Here is a 14,179-nt window from a genome sequence, read left to right as displayed (position 1 = left end):
ATTTGTATAAGTTTTTCCAGGTTTACCACGATCGACTGTGGGAGGCAGCATTGATGTTGAATGATGCGACGCCATCGCGAGCAGGCTCACTCCTACAGGATCTTTATTGCCAGCCCAGTAACCAGTGATCATTGTTCTTCAACGTCTGCCAATCGAGGCGTTCGGCGCGCTTGGTCAGCACCGCCTGCAACTCGATCTCCAGCACCGTGCCTTCCTCATCCCGGAACAGTTCGGTGACCAGAAAATGTTTTTCGCGGTTTTGCGGGTGGGCTGCTGTCCACTTCGACAGCAGCAATTTTTGCGGATTGATGCGATTCATTGCAGGTGTTCGTGCAAACGGCGTGCAGCTTCCTGGCCACTGAGCCAGGCCCCTTCGACACGCCCCGACAGGCACCAGTCGCCGCAGGCGTACAAGCCCAGATCGGCGTCGGCCAGCGTGCCCCATTCGTGGCCGGTCGCAGGGCGTGCGTAGAGCCAGCGGTGGGCGAGGCTGAAAGTCGGAGCGGGCATCGCGCTGTGCAGCAGTTCGGCGAATGCGCCGTGCAGTTGCTCGATGACCGCTTCCTTGGACAGGTCGATGTGTTGCCGACTCCAGGCGCTGCTGGCGTGCAGCACCCAGGTGTCGCAGGTGGTATCGCGCCCCGGTTTACTGCGGTTGCGTGCCAGCCAGTCGATGGGGCTGTCCTGCACGAAGCAGCCTTCGATCGGTGTATCCAGTGGCGTATCGAAGGCGAGGGCGACGGCCCAGGTCGGGTCCATTTTCACCCCGGCGGCGGCGCCAGCGAGTTTTGGTGCGGCAGCCAGCAACGCCGTGGCTTGCGGCGCTGGCGTCGCAATCACCACGTGACTGAAGGGACCGTGGGTGAAGCCTTCGGCGTCCTGCAGGTGCCAGTGTTCTTCACCGCGAAACACCTCGGTGATACGGCAGGCGAAGTGCACTTCCAGACCGTCGAGCAAACCCCGGGTGATCGCGCTCATGCGTGGCGTGCCGACCCAGCGCGTCTGTTCGTCCGGCGACAGGTTCAGTTGCCCGCCCTGAAAGGTGTAGAGCTGCGGCGTCCACTCGGCGACCCAGCCCAGGCTTTGCCAGCGTTGCACCTCGGTGACGAAACGCCGGTCGCGGGCGGTGAAGTATTGCGCGCCCATGTCCAGCGAACCGGCGTCGCTGCGTTTGCTCGACATGCGTCCGCCACTGCCGCGGCTTTTGTCGAAGAGCTGGACGGTGTGTCCGGCCTCTGTCAGCGCCTGCGCGGCGGAGAGTCCGGCGATGCCGGTGCCGATGATTGCGATAGGTACAGTCATAGGGGCCTCGTTTACCTTTCTGTACAGACTACGCCGTCAATGAAACCTGTACAATTTTGTTTTTTGGTATAACTTCTAGCGTTCTCGTTCTGACAGCTTGGCCTATGGTTAAACAATAGAGCCTGCCCGATAGAAAAGATCCCTGCTTATAAAAATAGACTAGTGATCCGGGTAAAACGCCACGCGAGGAAGAAGTCATGCGCATATTGCTGACCGGCGGTACTGGTTTGATAGGCCGTCAGCTCTGCCGACACTGGTCGGGGCAGGGCCATCAATTGACGGTGTGGAGTCGACGCCCGGAAAAGGTCGCGAAAATCTGTGGCGCGCAGGTGCGCGCGATTGCGCGTCTGGAAGACTTCGGCAACGAGCCGCTGGACGCGGTGGTCAACCTGGCCGGTGCACCGATCGCGGATCGGCCATGGACCCATCGGCGCAAGGCGTTGCTGTGGAGCAGCCGCATCACGCTCACCGAAACCCTGCTGGCCTGGCTGGAAACACGGCAGCAGAAACCGGCGTTGTTGATCTCCGGTTCGGCTGTTGGCTGGTACGGCGACGGCGGCGAACGCGAGCTGACCGAAGAGTCGCCGCCAGTGATCGACGATTTTGCCAGTCAGTTGTGCATTGCCTGGGAGGAAACCGCCCAGCGTGCCGAAGGTCAGGGCATCCGCGTGGTGCTGGTGCGAACCGGGCTGGTGCTGTCGGCCGAGGGCGGCTTTTTGTCGCGGCTGTTGCTGCCGTTCAAACTCGGGTTGGGTGGGCCGCTGGGCAATGGTCGGCAGTGGATGCCGTGGATTCACATCGATGATCAAATCGCCCTGATTGATTTTCTTCTGCACCGCGATCAGGCGAGCGGTCCTTATAATGCCTGCGCACCGAAACCGGTGCGCAATCGCGAGTTTGCCAAGACGCTGGGCAGCGTACTGCACCGCCCGGCGTTCATGCCGATGCCGGCCCTGGCGCTGAAGGTCGGGCTTGGCGAAATGTCATTGCTGTTGCTGGGTGGCCAACGGGCCGTGCCGGCACGCTTGCTGGAAGCGGGTTTCACTTTCCAGTTCACGGATTTGCGCGCGGCTTTGGATGATCTCTCCGGCCGCCTTTGAAATAGGACGATGCATGACCGATCACGCCTTGCTTCTGGTCAACCTGGGTTCCCCGGCCTCCACCTCGGTGGCCGATGTACGCAGCTACCTCAATCAATTTCTGATGGACCCGTATGTGATCGACCTGCCGTGGCCGGTGCGGCGGCTGCTGGTGTCGCTGATCCTGATCAAGCGCCCTGAGCAATCGGCCCATGCCTACGCTTCGATCTGGTGGGAGGAGGGCTCGCCGCTGGTGGTGCTCAGCCGTCGTCTGCAGCAGCAGATGACCACCCAGTGGACCCACGGCCCGGTGGAACTGGCCATGCGTTATGGCGAGCCGTCGATTGAAACCAAATTGCTGCAACTGGTGGCTGCGGGGCACAAGCGCATCACGCTGGCACCGCTTTATCCACAGTTTGCCGACAGCACCACGACCACGGTGATCGAAGAAGCCAAGCGGGTGATTCGCGAGAACAAACTCGATGTGCAGCTTTCAGTGTTGCAACCGTTTTACGATCAGCCTGAGTACATCGACGCGCTGGTCGCCAGCGCCACCCCGCATTTGCAGCAGGACTACGATCATTTGCTGCTGAGCTTCCATGGTTTGCCGGAGCGGCATCTGACCAAGCTCGATCCGACTGGCAATCACTGCTTGAAAAACGCGGATTGCTGCAAGAACGCTTCGCCGGCCGTGCTGGCCACCTGTTACCGCGCCCAGTGCATGCGCACCGCCGCCGAGTTCGCCAAGCGCGCGGGCATTGCCGATGGCAAATGGTCGGTGTCGTTTCAGTCGCGTCTGGGGCGGGCGAAGTGGATCGAACCCTACACCGAAGCGCGGCTGGACGAGCTGGCGCAAAGCGGGGTGAAGAAGATTCTGGTGATGTGCCCGGCGTTTGTCGCCGATTGCATCGAGACGCTGGAAGAGATCGGTGATCGCGGCAAGGAACAGTTCCGCGAAGCGGGGGGCGAGGAGCTGGTGCTGGTGCCGTGCCTGAATGACGACCCGCAATGGGCGAAGGCGTTGGCGACCCTGTGCGAGAGAGCGCCGTTGGCCCTCTGAAAGCATCGCGAGCAGGCTCGTTCCCACAGGGGATCTTCAGCGCACCGAAGATCAATGTGGGAGCGAGCCTGCTCGCGAAAGCTATCTGTCAGACAATAAAGATCTAAAGCCTTAGATCAGCGGCTCATCCGCCTTCTTGTTCTTCCAGCCATCATTGCCCGGCAGAATCAGGTTCAGCGCAATCGCCACCACCGCGCACAGCGCGATGCCTTTGAGGCCGAAGTCGTCCGGGCCAGTGCCGGTGCCGACCAGCACACCGCCGATACCGAACACCAGGGTCACCGAAACGATCACCAGATTGCGTGCCTCACCGAGGTCGATCTTGTGACGGATCAGGGTGTTCATCCCCACCGCCGCGATCGAGCCGAACAGCAGGCACAGAATCCCGCCCATCACCGGCACCGGAATGCTTTGCAGCAGCGCGCCGAACTTGCCGATGAACGCCAGGGTGATGGCGAAGATCGCCGCCCAGGTCATGATTTTCGGGTTGTAGTTCTTGGTCAGCATCACCGCGCCGGTCACTTCGGCGTAGGTGGTGTTCGGCGGGCCGCCAAACAGACCGGCCGCCGTGGTGGCGATGCCGTCACCGAGCAGGGTGCGATGCAGGCCAGGCTTTTTCAGGTAGTCACGACCGGTCACGCTGCCGACTGCGATCACGCCACCGATGTGCTCAATGGCCGGAGCCAGCGCCACGGGAACGATGAACAGGATCGCCTGCCAGTTGAACTCGGGTGCGGTGAAGTGCGGCAGGGCGAACCATGGCGCCGCCGCAATCTTCGCGGTATCGACCACGCCGAAATAGAACGACATGGCAAAACCGACCAGCACCCCGGAAATGATCGGCACCAGACGGAAGATGCCTTTACCGAACACCGCCACGATCAACGTGGTCAGCAGGGCCGGCATCGAGATCATCATCGCGGTCTGGTAGTGGATCAGCTCGGAACCGTCACCCGCCTTGCCCATCGCCATGTTCGCGGCAATCGGCGCCATGGCCAGACCGATGGAGATGATCACCGGACCAATCACCACTGGCGGCAGCAGCCGGTCAATGAAACCGGTGCCTTTGATTTTCACGGCCAGGCCGAGGAAGGTGTAGACGAAACCGGCTGCCATCACGCCGCCCATGGTCGCGGCGAGGCCGAACTGGCCCTTGGCGAGAATGATCGGGGTGATGAAGGCAAAGCTCGACGCGAGGAACACCGGCACCTGACGCCCGGTGACGATCTGGAACAGAATCGTCCCCAGACCCGCAGTAAACAGTGCCACGTTCGGGTCAAGCCCGGTGATCAGCGGCATCAGCACCAGGGCGCCGAAAGCCACGAACAGCATCTGGGCGCCGGACAGCACCGTGCGCCAGAGCGGATCGTTGAACTCTTGCTGCATGCTCACGCGTCCTTCTGCTTGGTACCGAAGATCTTGTCACCGGCATCGCCAAGCCCTGGGATGATGTAACCGTGTTCGTTCAGACGCTCATCGATGGAAGCGGTGTAGATGGTCACGTCCGGGTGAGCCTGTTCCACAGCGGCAATGCCTTCCGGCGCGGCCACCAGCACCATTGCGCGGATGTCCTTGCAACCGGCTTTCTTCAGCAGATCGATGGTCGCGACCATGGAGCTGCCGGTGGCGAGCATCGGGTCGATGATCATCGCCAGCCGTTCGTCGATTTCCGGAACCAGTTTTTCCAGATAAGTGTGCGCTTGCAGGGTTTCTTCATTGCGGGCAACGCCCACAGCGGAAACCTTGGCACCCGGGATCAGGCTCAGCACGCCTTCGAGCATGCCGATGCCGGCGCGCAGGATCGGCACGACGGTGATCTTCTTGCCGGCGATTTTCTCCACCGACACAGTGCCGCACCAACCGGCGATATCGTAGGATTCGAGCGGCAGATCTTTTGTAGCTTCATAGGTCAACAGGGCGCCGACTTCCTGAGCAAGCTCACGGAAATTCTTGGTGCTGATATCGGCGCGGCGCATCAGGCCGAGTTTATGGCGGATCAGCGGGTGGCGGATCTCGAGGATGGGCATGGAAAAACTCCGGCGGCGGGCAAAAAAACCGGCCTAGATTAATCTATCCGAGGGTGATGTCCTATAGGACATTGAGTACGTTAGTCCATTAAGGCTTGATTCGACCTCACGGGATGCGTACCTTTGCCCGCTTTTCCGAAAACATCCCCCTGGAGAGCGCCATGTCCGCTGATCTCGAGCATATCCGTCAAATCATGCGAGAGGCTGACTGCCTGTACACCGAATCTGAAGTCGAGGCCGCCATCGCCCGCGTCGGTGCACAAATCAACGAACAACTGGCCGACAGCAACCCGGTGGTGTTCTGCGTGATGAACGGCGGCCTGATCTTCTCCGGCAAACTGCTGACTCACCTGCAATTCCCGCTGGAAGCGTCCTACCTGCACGCGACCCGTTATCGCAACGAAACCAGCGGCGGTGACCTGTTCTGGAAAGCCAAGCCGGAAGTCTCGTTCATCGACCGCGACGTACTGATCATCGACGACATCCTCGACGAAGGTCACACCCTGGGCGCGATCATCGACTTCTGCAAACACGCCGGCGCGCGCAAAGTGCACACCGCCGTGCTGATCGACAAGGATCACGACCGCAAGGCGCGTCCTGACCTGAAGGCAGACTTCGTCGGCCTGCCGTGCATTGACCGCTACATCTTCGGTTACGGCATGGACTACAAAGGTTACTGGCGCAACGCCAACGGGATCTTTGCCGTTAAAGGCATGTAAGACCCTGCACTATCTCTTGTGGGAGCGAGCCTGCTCGCGATAGCGGTCTGTCAGCAATGTTGATGTTGACTGATACGACGCTATCGCGAGCAGGCTCGCTCCCACAGTTGTTTTGTGTGTGCTGATCCATCCGCGTTCCCCATGCTAGAGTGCTCGGCCCCGCCCCCGGAGCCTGCCATGAGCCTCTTGATCCGCAGCCTTGCCGCCCTGTTGCTGACCCTCAGCCTGCCTCTGGCCGCCGCCCCGGCACCGATGCACAGTCAATTCCTGCCGCCGGACGACCTGACCCTGCGCGATGCCGAACCCGAGCAGCAACAACTGCTGCAGGTCACCGATTATTCGGTGGTGGTCGGCGCACAACGCCAGTCCAATCAGCAGCCGATTCCGGTCACGTCGCCGCTGATGATTCGCCTCAAGGGCAAGTCGTTGAACAAGGGGGCGACTATCACTCAGGTGCTGCTCAACTTCGATGGCGAAAGCAAAAGCCTGAAAAAACCGGCTTATGACGACAAGAGCAAAACCCTGACCCTGTTTTACCCGCTGGCCCAGTACCGGGTGGTGATCGATTTGCTGCGCAACGACACCGTGTATGTACAGTTCCTCAGTTATGCCAACGGCCACATCTGGGCCGATCTGCACACCGGGGCTGTTCGCGCGCGTTGAGCCTTGTGGCTGGGCAGGGGTAAACTGCCCGCCCCGTGTAATGTCTGCGAGCTGGAGTCGGCAATGCGTAAAGATAAGAAACAGGTGATTGGTGACGAGATCGGCGATGAGCAGATCAAGCTGTTCCTCGATTTTGAACCGGTCGACGCCACTTCGCCGTCGCTGCACAAACTGATCAAGGCCTACCGTGGCCTGCGCATCGACGATTTCGAGCGCTTCCTGACCTTCTTCGTGGCGGCCGGTTACGACGTGGATGGCAAGGACGCGCAGGGCCAAACGTTTGTTGATCTGATCAAGGATCAGCGTAATGCGGCCGAGTACATCGAGCTGATCGACAAGGCTCGCGGTTGAGATCACCCGATATCTGTGGCGAGGGGATTTATCCCCGATGGGCTGCGTAGCGGCCCCGAAGCCTGAGTGCAAGGGTGTCAGGTAAATCGCATCAATGGTTTTGCGACTGCTGCGCAGCCGATCGGGGATAAATCCCCTCACCACAAGTGTTGGTGAGCCAGCAGTATTGGTTTTTATCCCAGCAAAAGAAACGCCCCGCACTCACTGAGTACGGGGCGTTTTTTATGCCGCAAGATCAAGCGAAGCTTGGGGTCTCGCTGCTTTCTTCAACCAGTTCCAGGGCGATGTTGTTCTGCGTGTTGATCTTGCGATACAGCGCAGCATCGGTTTCCAGAACCTTCTCGCGGGCCGGGAAGATTTCCGCCAGTTTGGCCGCCCACTCACCCTTGGCCTTGGCCGGGAAGCATTTCTCGATCAGCTCGAGCATGATCGAAACGGTCACCGAAGCGCCTGGCGAAGCGCCGAGCAGGGCGGCGAGGGAGCCGTCCTTCGCCGCGACCAGTTCGGTACCAAATTGCAGGATGCCGCCCTTTTTCGGGTCTTTCTTGATGATCTGTACCCGTTGGCCGGCCACTTCCAGACGCCAGTCTTCGGCTTTCGCCTCCGGGTAGAAGCGGCGCAGGGATTCCAGACGCTGCTCCATCGATTGCATCACTTCGCTGACCAGGTACTTGGTCAGGTCCATGTTGTTTTTCGCCACCGCCAGCATCGGTCCGATGTTGCCGGCGCGAACCGACAGCGGCAGGTCCATGAAGGAGCCGTGCTTGAGGAACTTGGTGGTGAAACCGGCGTATGGCCCGAACAGCAGGGATTTCTTGCCGTCGACCACACGGGTGTCCAGGTGCGGCACCGACATCGGTGGCGAACCGACGGCCGCCTGGCTGTAGACCTTGGCCTGGTGGTGCTTGACCACTTCCGGGTTGTCGCAACGCAGCCACTGCCCGCTGATCGGGAAGCCGCCGAAGCCTTTGCTTTCTTCGATGCCCGAAGCCTGCAGCAGCGGCAGGGCCGCGCCACCGGCGCCGAGGAAGACGAACTTGGCGTCGACTTCACGGCTGGCGCCGCTGTTGACGTCCTTGATGCTGACGGTCCAGCCGGCGCCGTTACGCTTGAGGCCGGTGACGCGCTTGCAGTATTTGACCTGGGTGTCCGGTGCACTGGTCAGGTGCTTGAGCAACTGATTGGTCAGAGCGCCGAAGTTGACGTCGGTGCCATTCATCACGCGGGTGGCGGCCAGGACTTCATCCGGCGAGCGGCCCGGCATCATCAGCGGCATCCACTCGGCCATCTTGGCCTTGTCTTCGGTGTATTCCATGTCGGAGAAGGCGTGGTGCTTGTGCAGCACGTTGAAGCGTTCCTTGAGGAACGACACGCCTTTGTCACCCTGAACGAAGCTCAGGTGCGGTACCGGGCTGATGAAGGATTTGCACGAGCCGAAGGTGCCTTTCTTGGTCAGGTACGACCAGAACTGTTTGGACACTTCGAACTGGGTGTTGATGTGCACGGCTTTCTTGATATCGACGCTGCCGTCGGCTGCCTGCGGCGTGTAGTTCAGCTCGCACAGGCCGGCGTGGCCGGTACCGGCGTTGTTCCACGGGTTGGAACTCTCCGCAGCACCGGAATCCATCAACTCGACGACTTCCAGCTTGATCGCCGGGTCGAGCTCTTTGAGCAGTACTGCCAGGGTGGCACTCATGATGCCGGCCCCAACCAGAACTACGTCGACTGCTTCGTTATGCGCCATTTAACGCGTCTCCAAAATCTGCAGCACCAAATTGTCGGCATGGCTGCCAGGGAGTGACGGGGCAGGTCAGTTGCGCCCCGGATACCCATGGTCAGGTTCGTCATGTCCGAATCTTCGCAATTTTTCGCAACTTCGACGGATGCATGCGGCCTGGCTTCAAGAGCTCCATGAACTCATTTCAGCACGCGGCTGGCAATTCGACTTATGGTCGAGACATCCGTTTTTGTGCAACCAAATCCGTAGCGGACAGGCTTCAGGCTCCGATGTTCGAGGTATACCCGGTCCTGTGTCGTTGGGCTGTTTCAGACGCTAATGGTGCATGTTCAGACGCAAAACTTTTCATTTGCTCGCCACACTCTTGTGAAGTTGTGAAAACCCGTTTTTTTCACGCTCTTTTGAAGACGTGAACCTCAAAAAAGGGCTGTCCAGGCCTGGCACCCTGCCCGCAAGGGCAAAACAACGCGGTGGCCGAGCGTCATGACAGCTCTGCAGATTCGCGAAAAGCGGGGTTTTTGCCGGAAGAACAGGCAAGCGCGCCAACTTCACTCGATCTGTGTGGGCGGCTCTCTGTGGGCGATTTGGGTGTCGATGCATGCGCATTGACGGTGTTGCGGGGCCCGATCAGGAGACGTCCTTATAATCGGGGGGAGATTGTATCGAAGAAATGCGGGCAGTTGCTCGTGTTTAATGACTTTTATTAGGCATCCGGTCAGATGCTCAACATCGCTTGCACGCGTGCGCGGGGCTGCGACGGTATGACGCGGGCGCTGGCGGGCAGTGGCTGGTGCAACCAGTTGAGACGGATTTCTTCGATTTCCACCCAGCCATCGCCCATCGGCTGCAGGCTGCACTGCTTGAATGCCTGGCAATGACCGTTGCGATCGAGCAGGGCAAAACTGCGGTGCAGTGGGCGTGGGGCGAACAACGAGATCAGATAACGCATGGCCGAGTACCTTGTTGGAGGACTGGTTTGAAGCTTGCCTGGCGGCCGTGACGCCGAGGTGTATGGGCGGTGAACAATCTGTGACAGGAACCGCATTCTCACGGGTTTGTCAGACATTTGAGTATTCACTGTCGGGTGCTGGTGACCCGCAGTGGCCCACCGCTATACTGCCGGCCTGTTTGTGCCTGATTCTGGAGAAAAGAGCATGTTGCAACGCCTGTTGTTCGGTTTGATCACTGTGACCAGTTTGACCCTGGTTGGCTGCGCCCACAGCCCGCAACAACTGAGCCCGGAACCGAAGCTGACCACGCAGTTGGCCCCGGTCGGCCATGGCCAGCAAGTGGTGGTGCGTGTGGTTGACGGTCGTCCGTCGCCAACCCTCGGCACCCGCGGTGGCCTGTACCCGGAAACCAGCGCGATCACCGTGCAGCGCGAGCAGATCCTGCCCAAGTTGCAGGCGCAGGCTGAAGCCGCCGTACGTCTGCTCGGCTTCACCCCGACCAGCAACGGGATGAACGCGCCGCAACTGACCGTGACCCTGACCGAGCTGAAGTACCAGTCGCCGAAAGAAGGCATGTACGTGACCGAAGCCACCATCGGCGCGACCTTCCGCTCCGACGTGCAGAGCGGCAACCGTCGTTACAGCGGCCGCTACGGCGCTTCGCTGGACCAGCGTTTCGGCATGGCGCCGAACCAGGAAACCAACACCAAGCTGGTCAGCGACGTGTTGAGCGATGCCTTGACCCGTCTGTTCAAGGACCCGACCGTGGGTCAGATCCTCGCCGAGTAAGCTGTGCGGTTGATGTGAAAAAGCCCGGCGCCAGTGATGGCTCCGGGCTTTTTTGTGGCCACAAAATTTATCTGAATACTCATACAACTGTGGGAGGGGGCTTGCTCCCGAAAGCGGTGGATCAGTCAACTCAGAAGTCGACTGACACTCAGTCTTCGGGAGCAAGCCCCCTCCCACAGGGACAGGCGTGTGTCAGGCAGCCTGGGAGTAGAAGTCGAGGACACTCACACCGGTCAGCAAATCCGTCTCCGGCAAATCCGCATGCTGATGCCCGCCGAGGGCGCAATACACCAGCCAGTGGCGATCCTGAACATTGAAGGCGAGGCTGCCGACGAGGCTTTGTTGTTCGTCGGTCGGGGTGATGAGGTACAGGCGATCCTGGTTTTCGGCGTGCAGCATGTCGCGTTCCATGTGTGTTTCGAGGCGCGCATGGTGGCCGATGTAAATGACGATGCCGTGACACAGGACAGCCATCGGTCGATTGTCAGGTTATTTGTCGCAAAGGGTAGGGTAGTGGCGGAGGGTTTCGGTAGAATCCGCGCCGCGGTCGTCGATCTGGCGCCTGCCACACCGATTCAGTTCCGAGGTCTGTGATGTCGCTGCACTTGATGACGCTGTTTACCGCCCATCCCGCCAAATTGATCAACCTGCTGGCGTTGGCCCTGGCCTTCCCGGGCAGTTGGCTGCTGCACGCGACCCGCCGCCGTGAACAGCGCGCCATGGCCAGCATCGCCGCGCAACGCCAGGCCCAACCCAACGCCGAACCGATTCTGGATTGGGCGACGTTGCGCATGAACCGCTTTTTCTACCGCTTCGGTTTTGCCTGCCTCGGTCTGGCCCTGATCGTTTCCTGGATCAGCACCCGCTTCTGAAGCGAATGCAAAACCTTGTGGCGAGGGGATTTATCCCCGATGGCCTGCGCAGCAGGCCCATGATTATTCAGGCAGAATCCTGGGGCCGCTTCGCGACCCATCGGGGATAAATCCCCTCGCCACAGGGGCTCCGCTATGCCTGTTTACAACGGCAACCCAGCCTTCACTCGGTACTGATTGCGCACCGGCGTCGCATATTGCAGCACCAGATACGGACGGTGCTCTTCAGGGCAGGCGTCCAGTCGGCGCTGCCATTCTTCCTGCGCCTTGGCCAATTCATCCGCCGGGAACACTTCGGCAGCCTTCGGCACGTTCAGTTGCGGATCGGCATCGGCCCACTGCGCGTACGCCAGGTAATGCACCGGGAACAGGCGATAACCGCCGAGAATCTGCTTGTCCATCTCGGCCGCCAATTGCTTGGTGTCTTCGAACAGTTCGGTGATCGGCGCGGCAAAGTTCACGTGCACCCGGCCCTTATAACCGGTGATGCCCTTGGCAATGCTCACGTCATCCTCGCCCGGCGCCTTGGCGTAGGTGCCGGTGGTGGCGCGGATGTACAGCTCACGTGCCTTGGCCTGGTCGCACGGGTCGTATTCGTAGCTGATCGACACCGGGGTCAGGTTCAGCGACTGGATGACCTCGCCGAACGGCTCGTCCTTGCGGCTCATGTGGAACATCTTGAGGATCGCCGACTCGGTACGGTCGTCGCCGTCCTTTGCCCGGCCTTCAGCCTGCGCGATCCAGATCGAGGCGCAATCGTTGCGGATCGAGTGGTTGATATACGCCGACAGCAATTGATACGCCGCCATCTTCTCGCGGCGCCCGGTGATCGAGCGATGCACGATAAAACTCTTGTTCAGGCGCATCAGGTCGCTGACGAAGGGTTTCTGCAGCAGGTTGTCGCCGATCGCGATGCGCGGGGTCGGCAGGCCGGCGTGGTACACCGCGTAGTTGACGAAGGCCGGGTCCATCACGATGTCGCGATGATTGGCAATGAACAGGTAGGCGCTGCCGGACTTGAATTGCTCGACACCGGTGTAGGTCACGCCATCAGTGGCGCGCTCGATGGTGTGGTCGACGTAGAACTCGACTTTGTCCTGCAAAGTGGCCACGGAGGTCACGTCGGCAAACTCACGACGCAGCCGATGGGCTATAAGTGGTTTGAGCATCCAGCCGAAGGCACCGGCAAAACGCGGGAAGCGGAAGTGGGTGAGGATATCTAGAAACGCCTTGTCGCCGAGCAGTCTTGCCAGTACCGCAGGTACTTCGCTGTCGTCGTAAGGTCGGATGGCATCGAATTCGCCCATCATGCTCTCTTGTTGGAAACGGCTAGGGTAAGTAAAGGTTTTGATCGAAAACCAACGGGGCACGGTCTGAAAAGGTAGCCAGACAAAAATAGCCCTGCAAATAGACCGGCGATTATACGCACAAGTCACCTGGGAGACCGCGATGCTGGAAGCCGCTGAATACGAATGTCCTTATTGTGGGGAGACGGTCGAGACGACAGTGGACTTGTCCGGCGGTGATCAAACCTATATCGAAGACTGTCAGGTGTGCTGTGCGCCAATAAAGTTCGTATTGCAGGTGCATGGCGAGGATTGGTTTCTGGAAGTCTTCAGCGAAAACGAGTGAGGGGCGCCCATGCAGCGAATCTACGAGCCGGAAAACCTGATGGAAGGCGAGATGCTCAAGGGCATGCTCGCCAGTGAAGGCATCGAGGCGCATCTGGTGGGCCGGGATCTGCTCGGCGGCACCGGTGAACTGCCGATCTTCGGCCTGCTCGGCCTGTCGGTCGATAACGATCAAGCCGAATACGCCCGCGAACTGATCACCGCGTACAATGCCGCGCTGCCGCTGCCCGGCGATGAACCGGAGAGCTTCCCCGGGACGCTGGTCTGTTAGGCTGACGTTCGTTTTATTTCTGAGTCGTGTTGCCCCATGTGTGGACGTTATGCCCTGTTTCGCTGGAACCGCGATTTCGCGGCCCTGCCCGGATTTCCCGCCGATCAGCAGGCGCAGTGGAACATTTCCCCCAATGATTCGGTGTTGATGCTGCGTGCCGAGGCCGACGGCCAACGCACGCTGACCCGCGCCCGTTGGGGCCTGACACCGCCGTGGCTGACCGATCTGTCGAAAACACCGGCGCATGCCCGGGCCGAAACAGTGGCCGAGCAACCGATGTTCCGCGAGGCGCTGCGCCTGCGCCGCTGTCTGCTGCCGGCCAACGGTTTCTACGAATGGCGCGGCAACCTGCGCAAGCGCCCGTACTGGCTGACGCCGGGGGAGGGCTCGTCGCTGTTTTTCGCGGCGATCTGGGAGGCGTATCCGGTGCAAGAGCAGGTGTGGCTGAGCACCGCCGTCATCACGCAGCCGGCGGCCAGTCAGCGCCGACCGTTGATTCTCGATGAGGCGGGGCAGGCGGCCTGGCTCGATCCCGCGACGCCGTTGCATGTGCTGCAGGGCTTGCTCGCCAGTGAGCCGGCGGCATTGCGCGAGCGGGTGTTGGCGAACCTGATCAATGATCCGAAGCTCAATGGGCCGGAGTGTCTGACTCCGGGTTGAGTTGATGCTGTGCCGCCCTCTTCGCGAGCAAGCTTGCTCCCACAGGTTTTGTGAACGCCGCAAAATT

18 protein-coding genes are annotated in these 14,179 nt (G+C 60.3%); 10 read left to right on the top strand and 8 right to left on the bottom strand.

What is annotated here, in order from left to right:
* Positions 1 to 103: 103 nt before the first annotated feature.
* A complete protein-coding gene (locus tag AC3WMV_RS24850) occupies positions 104 to 319 on the bottom strand; it encodes a TIGR02450 family Trp-rich protein (protein ID WP_027612220.1) in 216 nt (71 codons plus the stop codon).
* Positions 316 to 1,302: an NAD(P)/FAD-dependent oxidoreductase gene (locus AC3WMV_RS24845; RefSeq protein ID WP_007967686.1), complete on the bottom strand. Its 987-nt coding sequence runs from the start codon at positions 1,300 to 1,302 to the stop codon at positions 316 to 318. The genes AC3WMV_RS24850 and AC3WMV_RS24845 overlap by 4 nt, the downstream gene beginning before the upstream one ends.
* Positions 1,303 to 1,499: 197 nt before the next feature.
* Here AC3WMV_RS24845 and AC3WMV_RS24840 point away from each other — a divergent pair, with 197 nt between their 5' ends.
* Positions 1,500 to 2,402 carry a TIGR01777 family oxidoreductase gene (locus AC3WMV_RS24840; protein ID WP_098965566.1) on the top strand — a complete coding sequence of 301 codons (903 nt, stop codon included), beginning with the start codon at positions 1,500 to 1,502 and terminating at the stop codon, positions 2,400 to 2,402.
* A gap of 13 nt (positions 2,403 to 2,415) precedes the next feature.
* Positions 2,416 to 3,441 carry a ferrochelatase gene (hemH, locus tag AC3WMV_RS24835; protein ID WP_103368547.1) on the top strand — a complete coding sequence of 342 codons (1,026 nt, stop codon included), beginning with the start codon at positions 2,416 to 2,418 and terminating at the stop codon, positions 3,439 to 3,441.
* A 111-nt stretch (positions 3,442 to 3,552) separates the two neighbouring features.
* Here the strand turns inward: hemH and AC3WMV_RS24830 are convergent, their stop codons facing one another.
* Together AC3WMV_RS24830 and upp are read right to left on the bottom strand one after the other, a co-directional pair.
* Positions 3,553 to 4,827 carry a uracil-xanthine permease family protein gene (locus AC3WMV_RS24830; protein WP_003228120.1) on the bottom strand — a complete coding sequence of 425 codons (1,275 nt, stop codon included), beginning with the start codon at positions 4,825 to 4,827 and terminating at the stop codon, positions 3,553 to 3,555.
* A gap of 2 nt (positions 4,828 to 4,829) precedes the next feature.
* Positions 4,830 to 5,468, bottom strand: a complete 639-nt coding sequence (gene upp / locus AC3WMV_RS24825) for a uracil phosphoribosyltransferase (RefSeq protein WP_003228118.1) — start codon at positions 5,466 to 5,468, stop codon at positions 4,830 to 4,832.
* 161 nt (positions 5,469 to 5,629) lie between these two features.
* Between upp and AC3WMV_RS24820 the strand changes: the two genes are divergently transcribed.
* The 3 genes from AC3WMV_RS24820 to AC3WMV_RS24810 all read left to right on the top strand — a co-directional run bounded on the left by AC3WMV_RS24820 (position 5,630) and on the right by AC3WMV_RS24810 (position 7,201).
* Positions 5,630 to 6,187 (top strand): hypoxanthine-guanine phosphoribosyltransferase, encoded by a 558-nt coding sequence (locus AC3WMV_RS24820; protein ID WP_016987197.1) that lies wholly within the window; start codon positions 5,630 to 5,632, stop codon positions 6,185 to 6,187.
* A gap of 177 nt (positions 6,188 to 6,364) precedes the next feature.
* Positions 6,365 to 6,850 (top strand): hypothetical protein, encoded by a 486-nt coding sequence (locus tag AC3WMV_RS24815; RefSeq protein ID WP_103368545.1) that lies wholly within the window; start codon positions 6,365 to 6,367, stop codon positions 6,848 to 6,850.
* A 63-nt stretch (positions 6,851 to 6,913) separates the two neighbouring features.
* On the top strand, positions 6,914 to 7,201 hold the full coding sequence (locus AC3WMV_RS24810) for a PA4642 family protein (protein ID WP_098965562.1): 288 nt from the start codon (positions 6,914 to 6,916) through the stop codon (positions 7,199 to 7,201).
* A 235-nt stretch (positions 7,202 to 7,436) separates the two neighbouring features.
* Here AC3WMV_RS24810 and mqo read toward each other — a convergent pair whose 3' ends face one another.
* Together mqo and AC3WMV_RS24800 are read right to left on the bottom strand one after the other, a co-directional pair.
* Positions 7,437 to 8,945 (bottom strand): malate dehydrogenase (quinone), encoded by a 1,509-nt coding sequence (gene mqo / locus AC3WMV_RS24805; RefSeq protein WP_027612214.1) that lies wholly within the window; start codon positions 8,943 to 8,945, stop codon positions 7,437 to 7,439.
* Positions 8,946 to 9,654: 709 nt separating this feature from the next.
* A complete protein-coding gene (locus tag AC3WMV_RS24800) occupies positions 9,655 to 9,888 on the bottom strand; it encodes a hypothetical protein (RefSeq protein WP_003228102.1) in 234 nt (77 codons plus the stop codon).
* A gap of 205 nt (positions 9,889 to 10,093) precedes the next feature.
* On the opposite strand from AC3WMV_RS24800, the gene AC3WMV_RS24795 reads away from it, so the two are divergent.
* Positions 10,094 to 10,678 carry a YajG family lipoprotein gene (locus tag AC3WMV_RS24795; RefSeq protein ID WP_003228101.1) on the top strand — a complete coding sequence of 195 codons (585 nt, stop codon included), beginning with the start codon at positions 10,094 to 10,096 and terminating at the stop codon, positions 10,676 to 10,678.
* Between the two features lie 192 nt (positions 10,679 to 10,870).
* Here the strand turns inward: AC3WMV_RS24795 and AC3WMV_RS24790 are convergent, their stop codons facing one another.
* Positions 10,871 to 11,077 carry a hypothetical protein gene (locus AC3WMV_RS24790; RefSeq protein WP_027612213.1) on the bottom strand — a complete coding sequence of 69 codons (207 nt, stop codon included), beginning with the start codon at positions 11,075 to 11,077 and terminating at the stop codon, positions 10,871 to 10,873.
* Positions 11,078 to 11,271: 194 nt separating this feature from the next.
* Here AC3WMV_RS24790 and AC3WMV_RS24785 point away from each other — a divergent pair, with 194 nt between their 5' ends.
* The gene (locus AC3WMV_RS24785; protein ID WP_007967709.1) at positions 11,272 to 11,550 is read left to right on the top strand and encodes a hypothetical protein; all 279 of its coding nucleotides are present in this window, start codon (positions 11,272 to 11,274) and stop codon (positions 11,548 to 11,550) included.
* 143 nt (positions 11,551 to 11,693) lie between these two features.
* On the opposite strand, the gene AC3WMV_RS24780 is transcribed toward AC3WMV_RS24785, so the two are convergent.
* Positions 11,694 to 12,857, bottom strand: a complete 1,164-nt coding sequence (locus tag AC3WMV_RS24780) for a 1-acyl-sn-glycerol-3-phosphate acyltransferase (RefSeq protein ID WP_178085253.1) — start codon at positions 12,855 to 12,857, stop codon at positions 11,694 to 11,696.
* Positions 12,858 to 12,999: 142 nt separating this feature from the next.
* Here AC3WMV_RS24780 and AC3WMV_RS24775 point away from each other — a divergent pair, with 142 nt between their 5' ends.
* From AC3WMV_RS24775 to AC3WMV_RS24765, 3 genes are read left to right on the top strand one after another with little or no spacing between them, the layout of a single operon-like run.
* A complete protein-coding gene (locus tag AC3WMV_RS24775) occupies positions 13,000 to 13,182 on the top strand; it encodes a CPXCG motif-containing cysteine-rich protein (RefSeq protein WP_027612211.1) in 183 nt (60 codons plus the stop codon).
* A gap of 9 nt (positions 13,183 to 13,191) precedes the next feature.
* On the top strand, positions 13,192 to 13,452 hold the full coding sequence (locus AC3WMV_RS24770) for a putative signal transducing protein (RefSeq protein ID WP_025109321.1): 261 nt from the start codon (positions 13,192 to 13,194) through the stop codon (positions 13,450 to 13,452).
* Between the two features lie 36 nt (positions 13,453 to 13,488).
* Complete coding sequence (locus tag AC3WMV_RS24765) at positions 13,489 to 14,112, top strand: SOS response-associated peptidase (protein ID WP_103368543.1); 624 nt, start codon at positions 13,489 to 13,491, stop codon at positions 14,110 to 14,112.
* Positions 14,113 to 14,179 lie beyond the last annotated feature (67 nt).

The organism is Pseudomonas sp. FW305-3-2-15-E-TSA4 (assembly GCF_058787295.1).
This window is presented reverse-complemented; position numbering and strand designations above follow the sequence as displayed.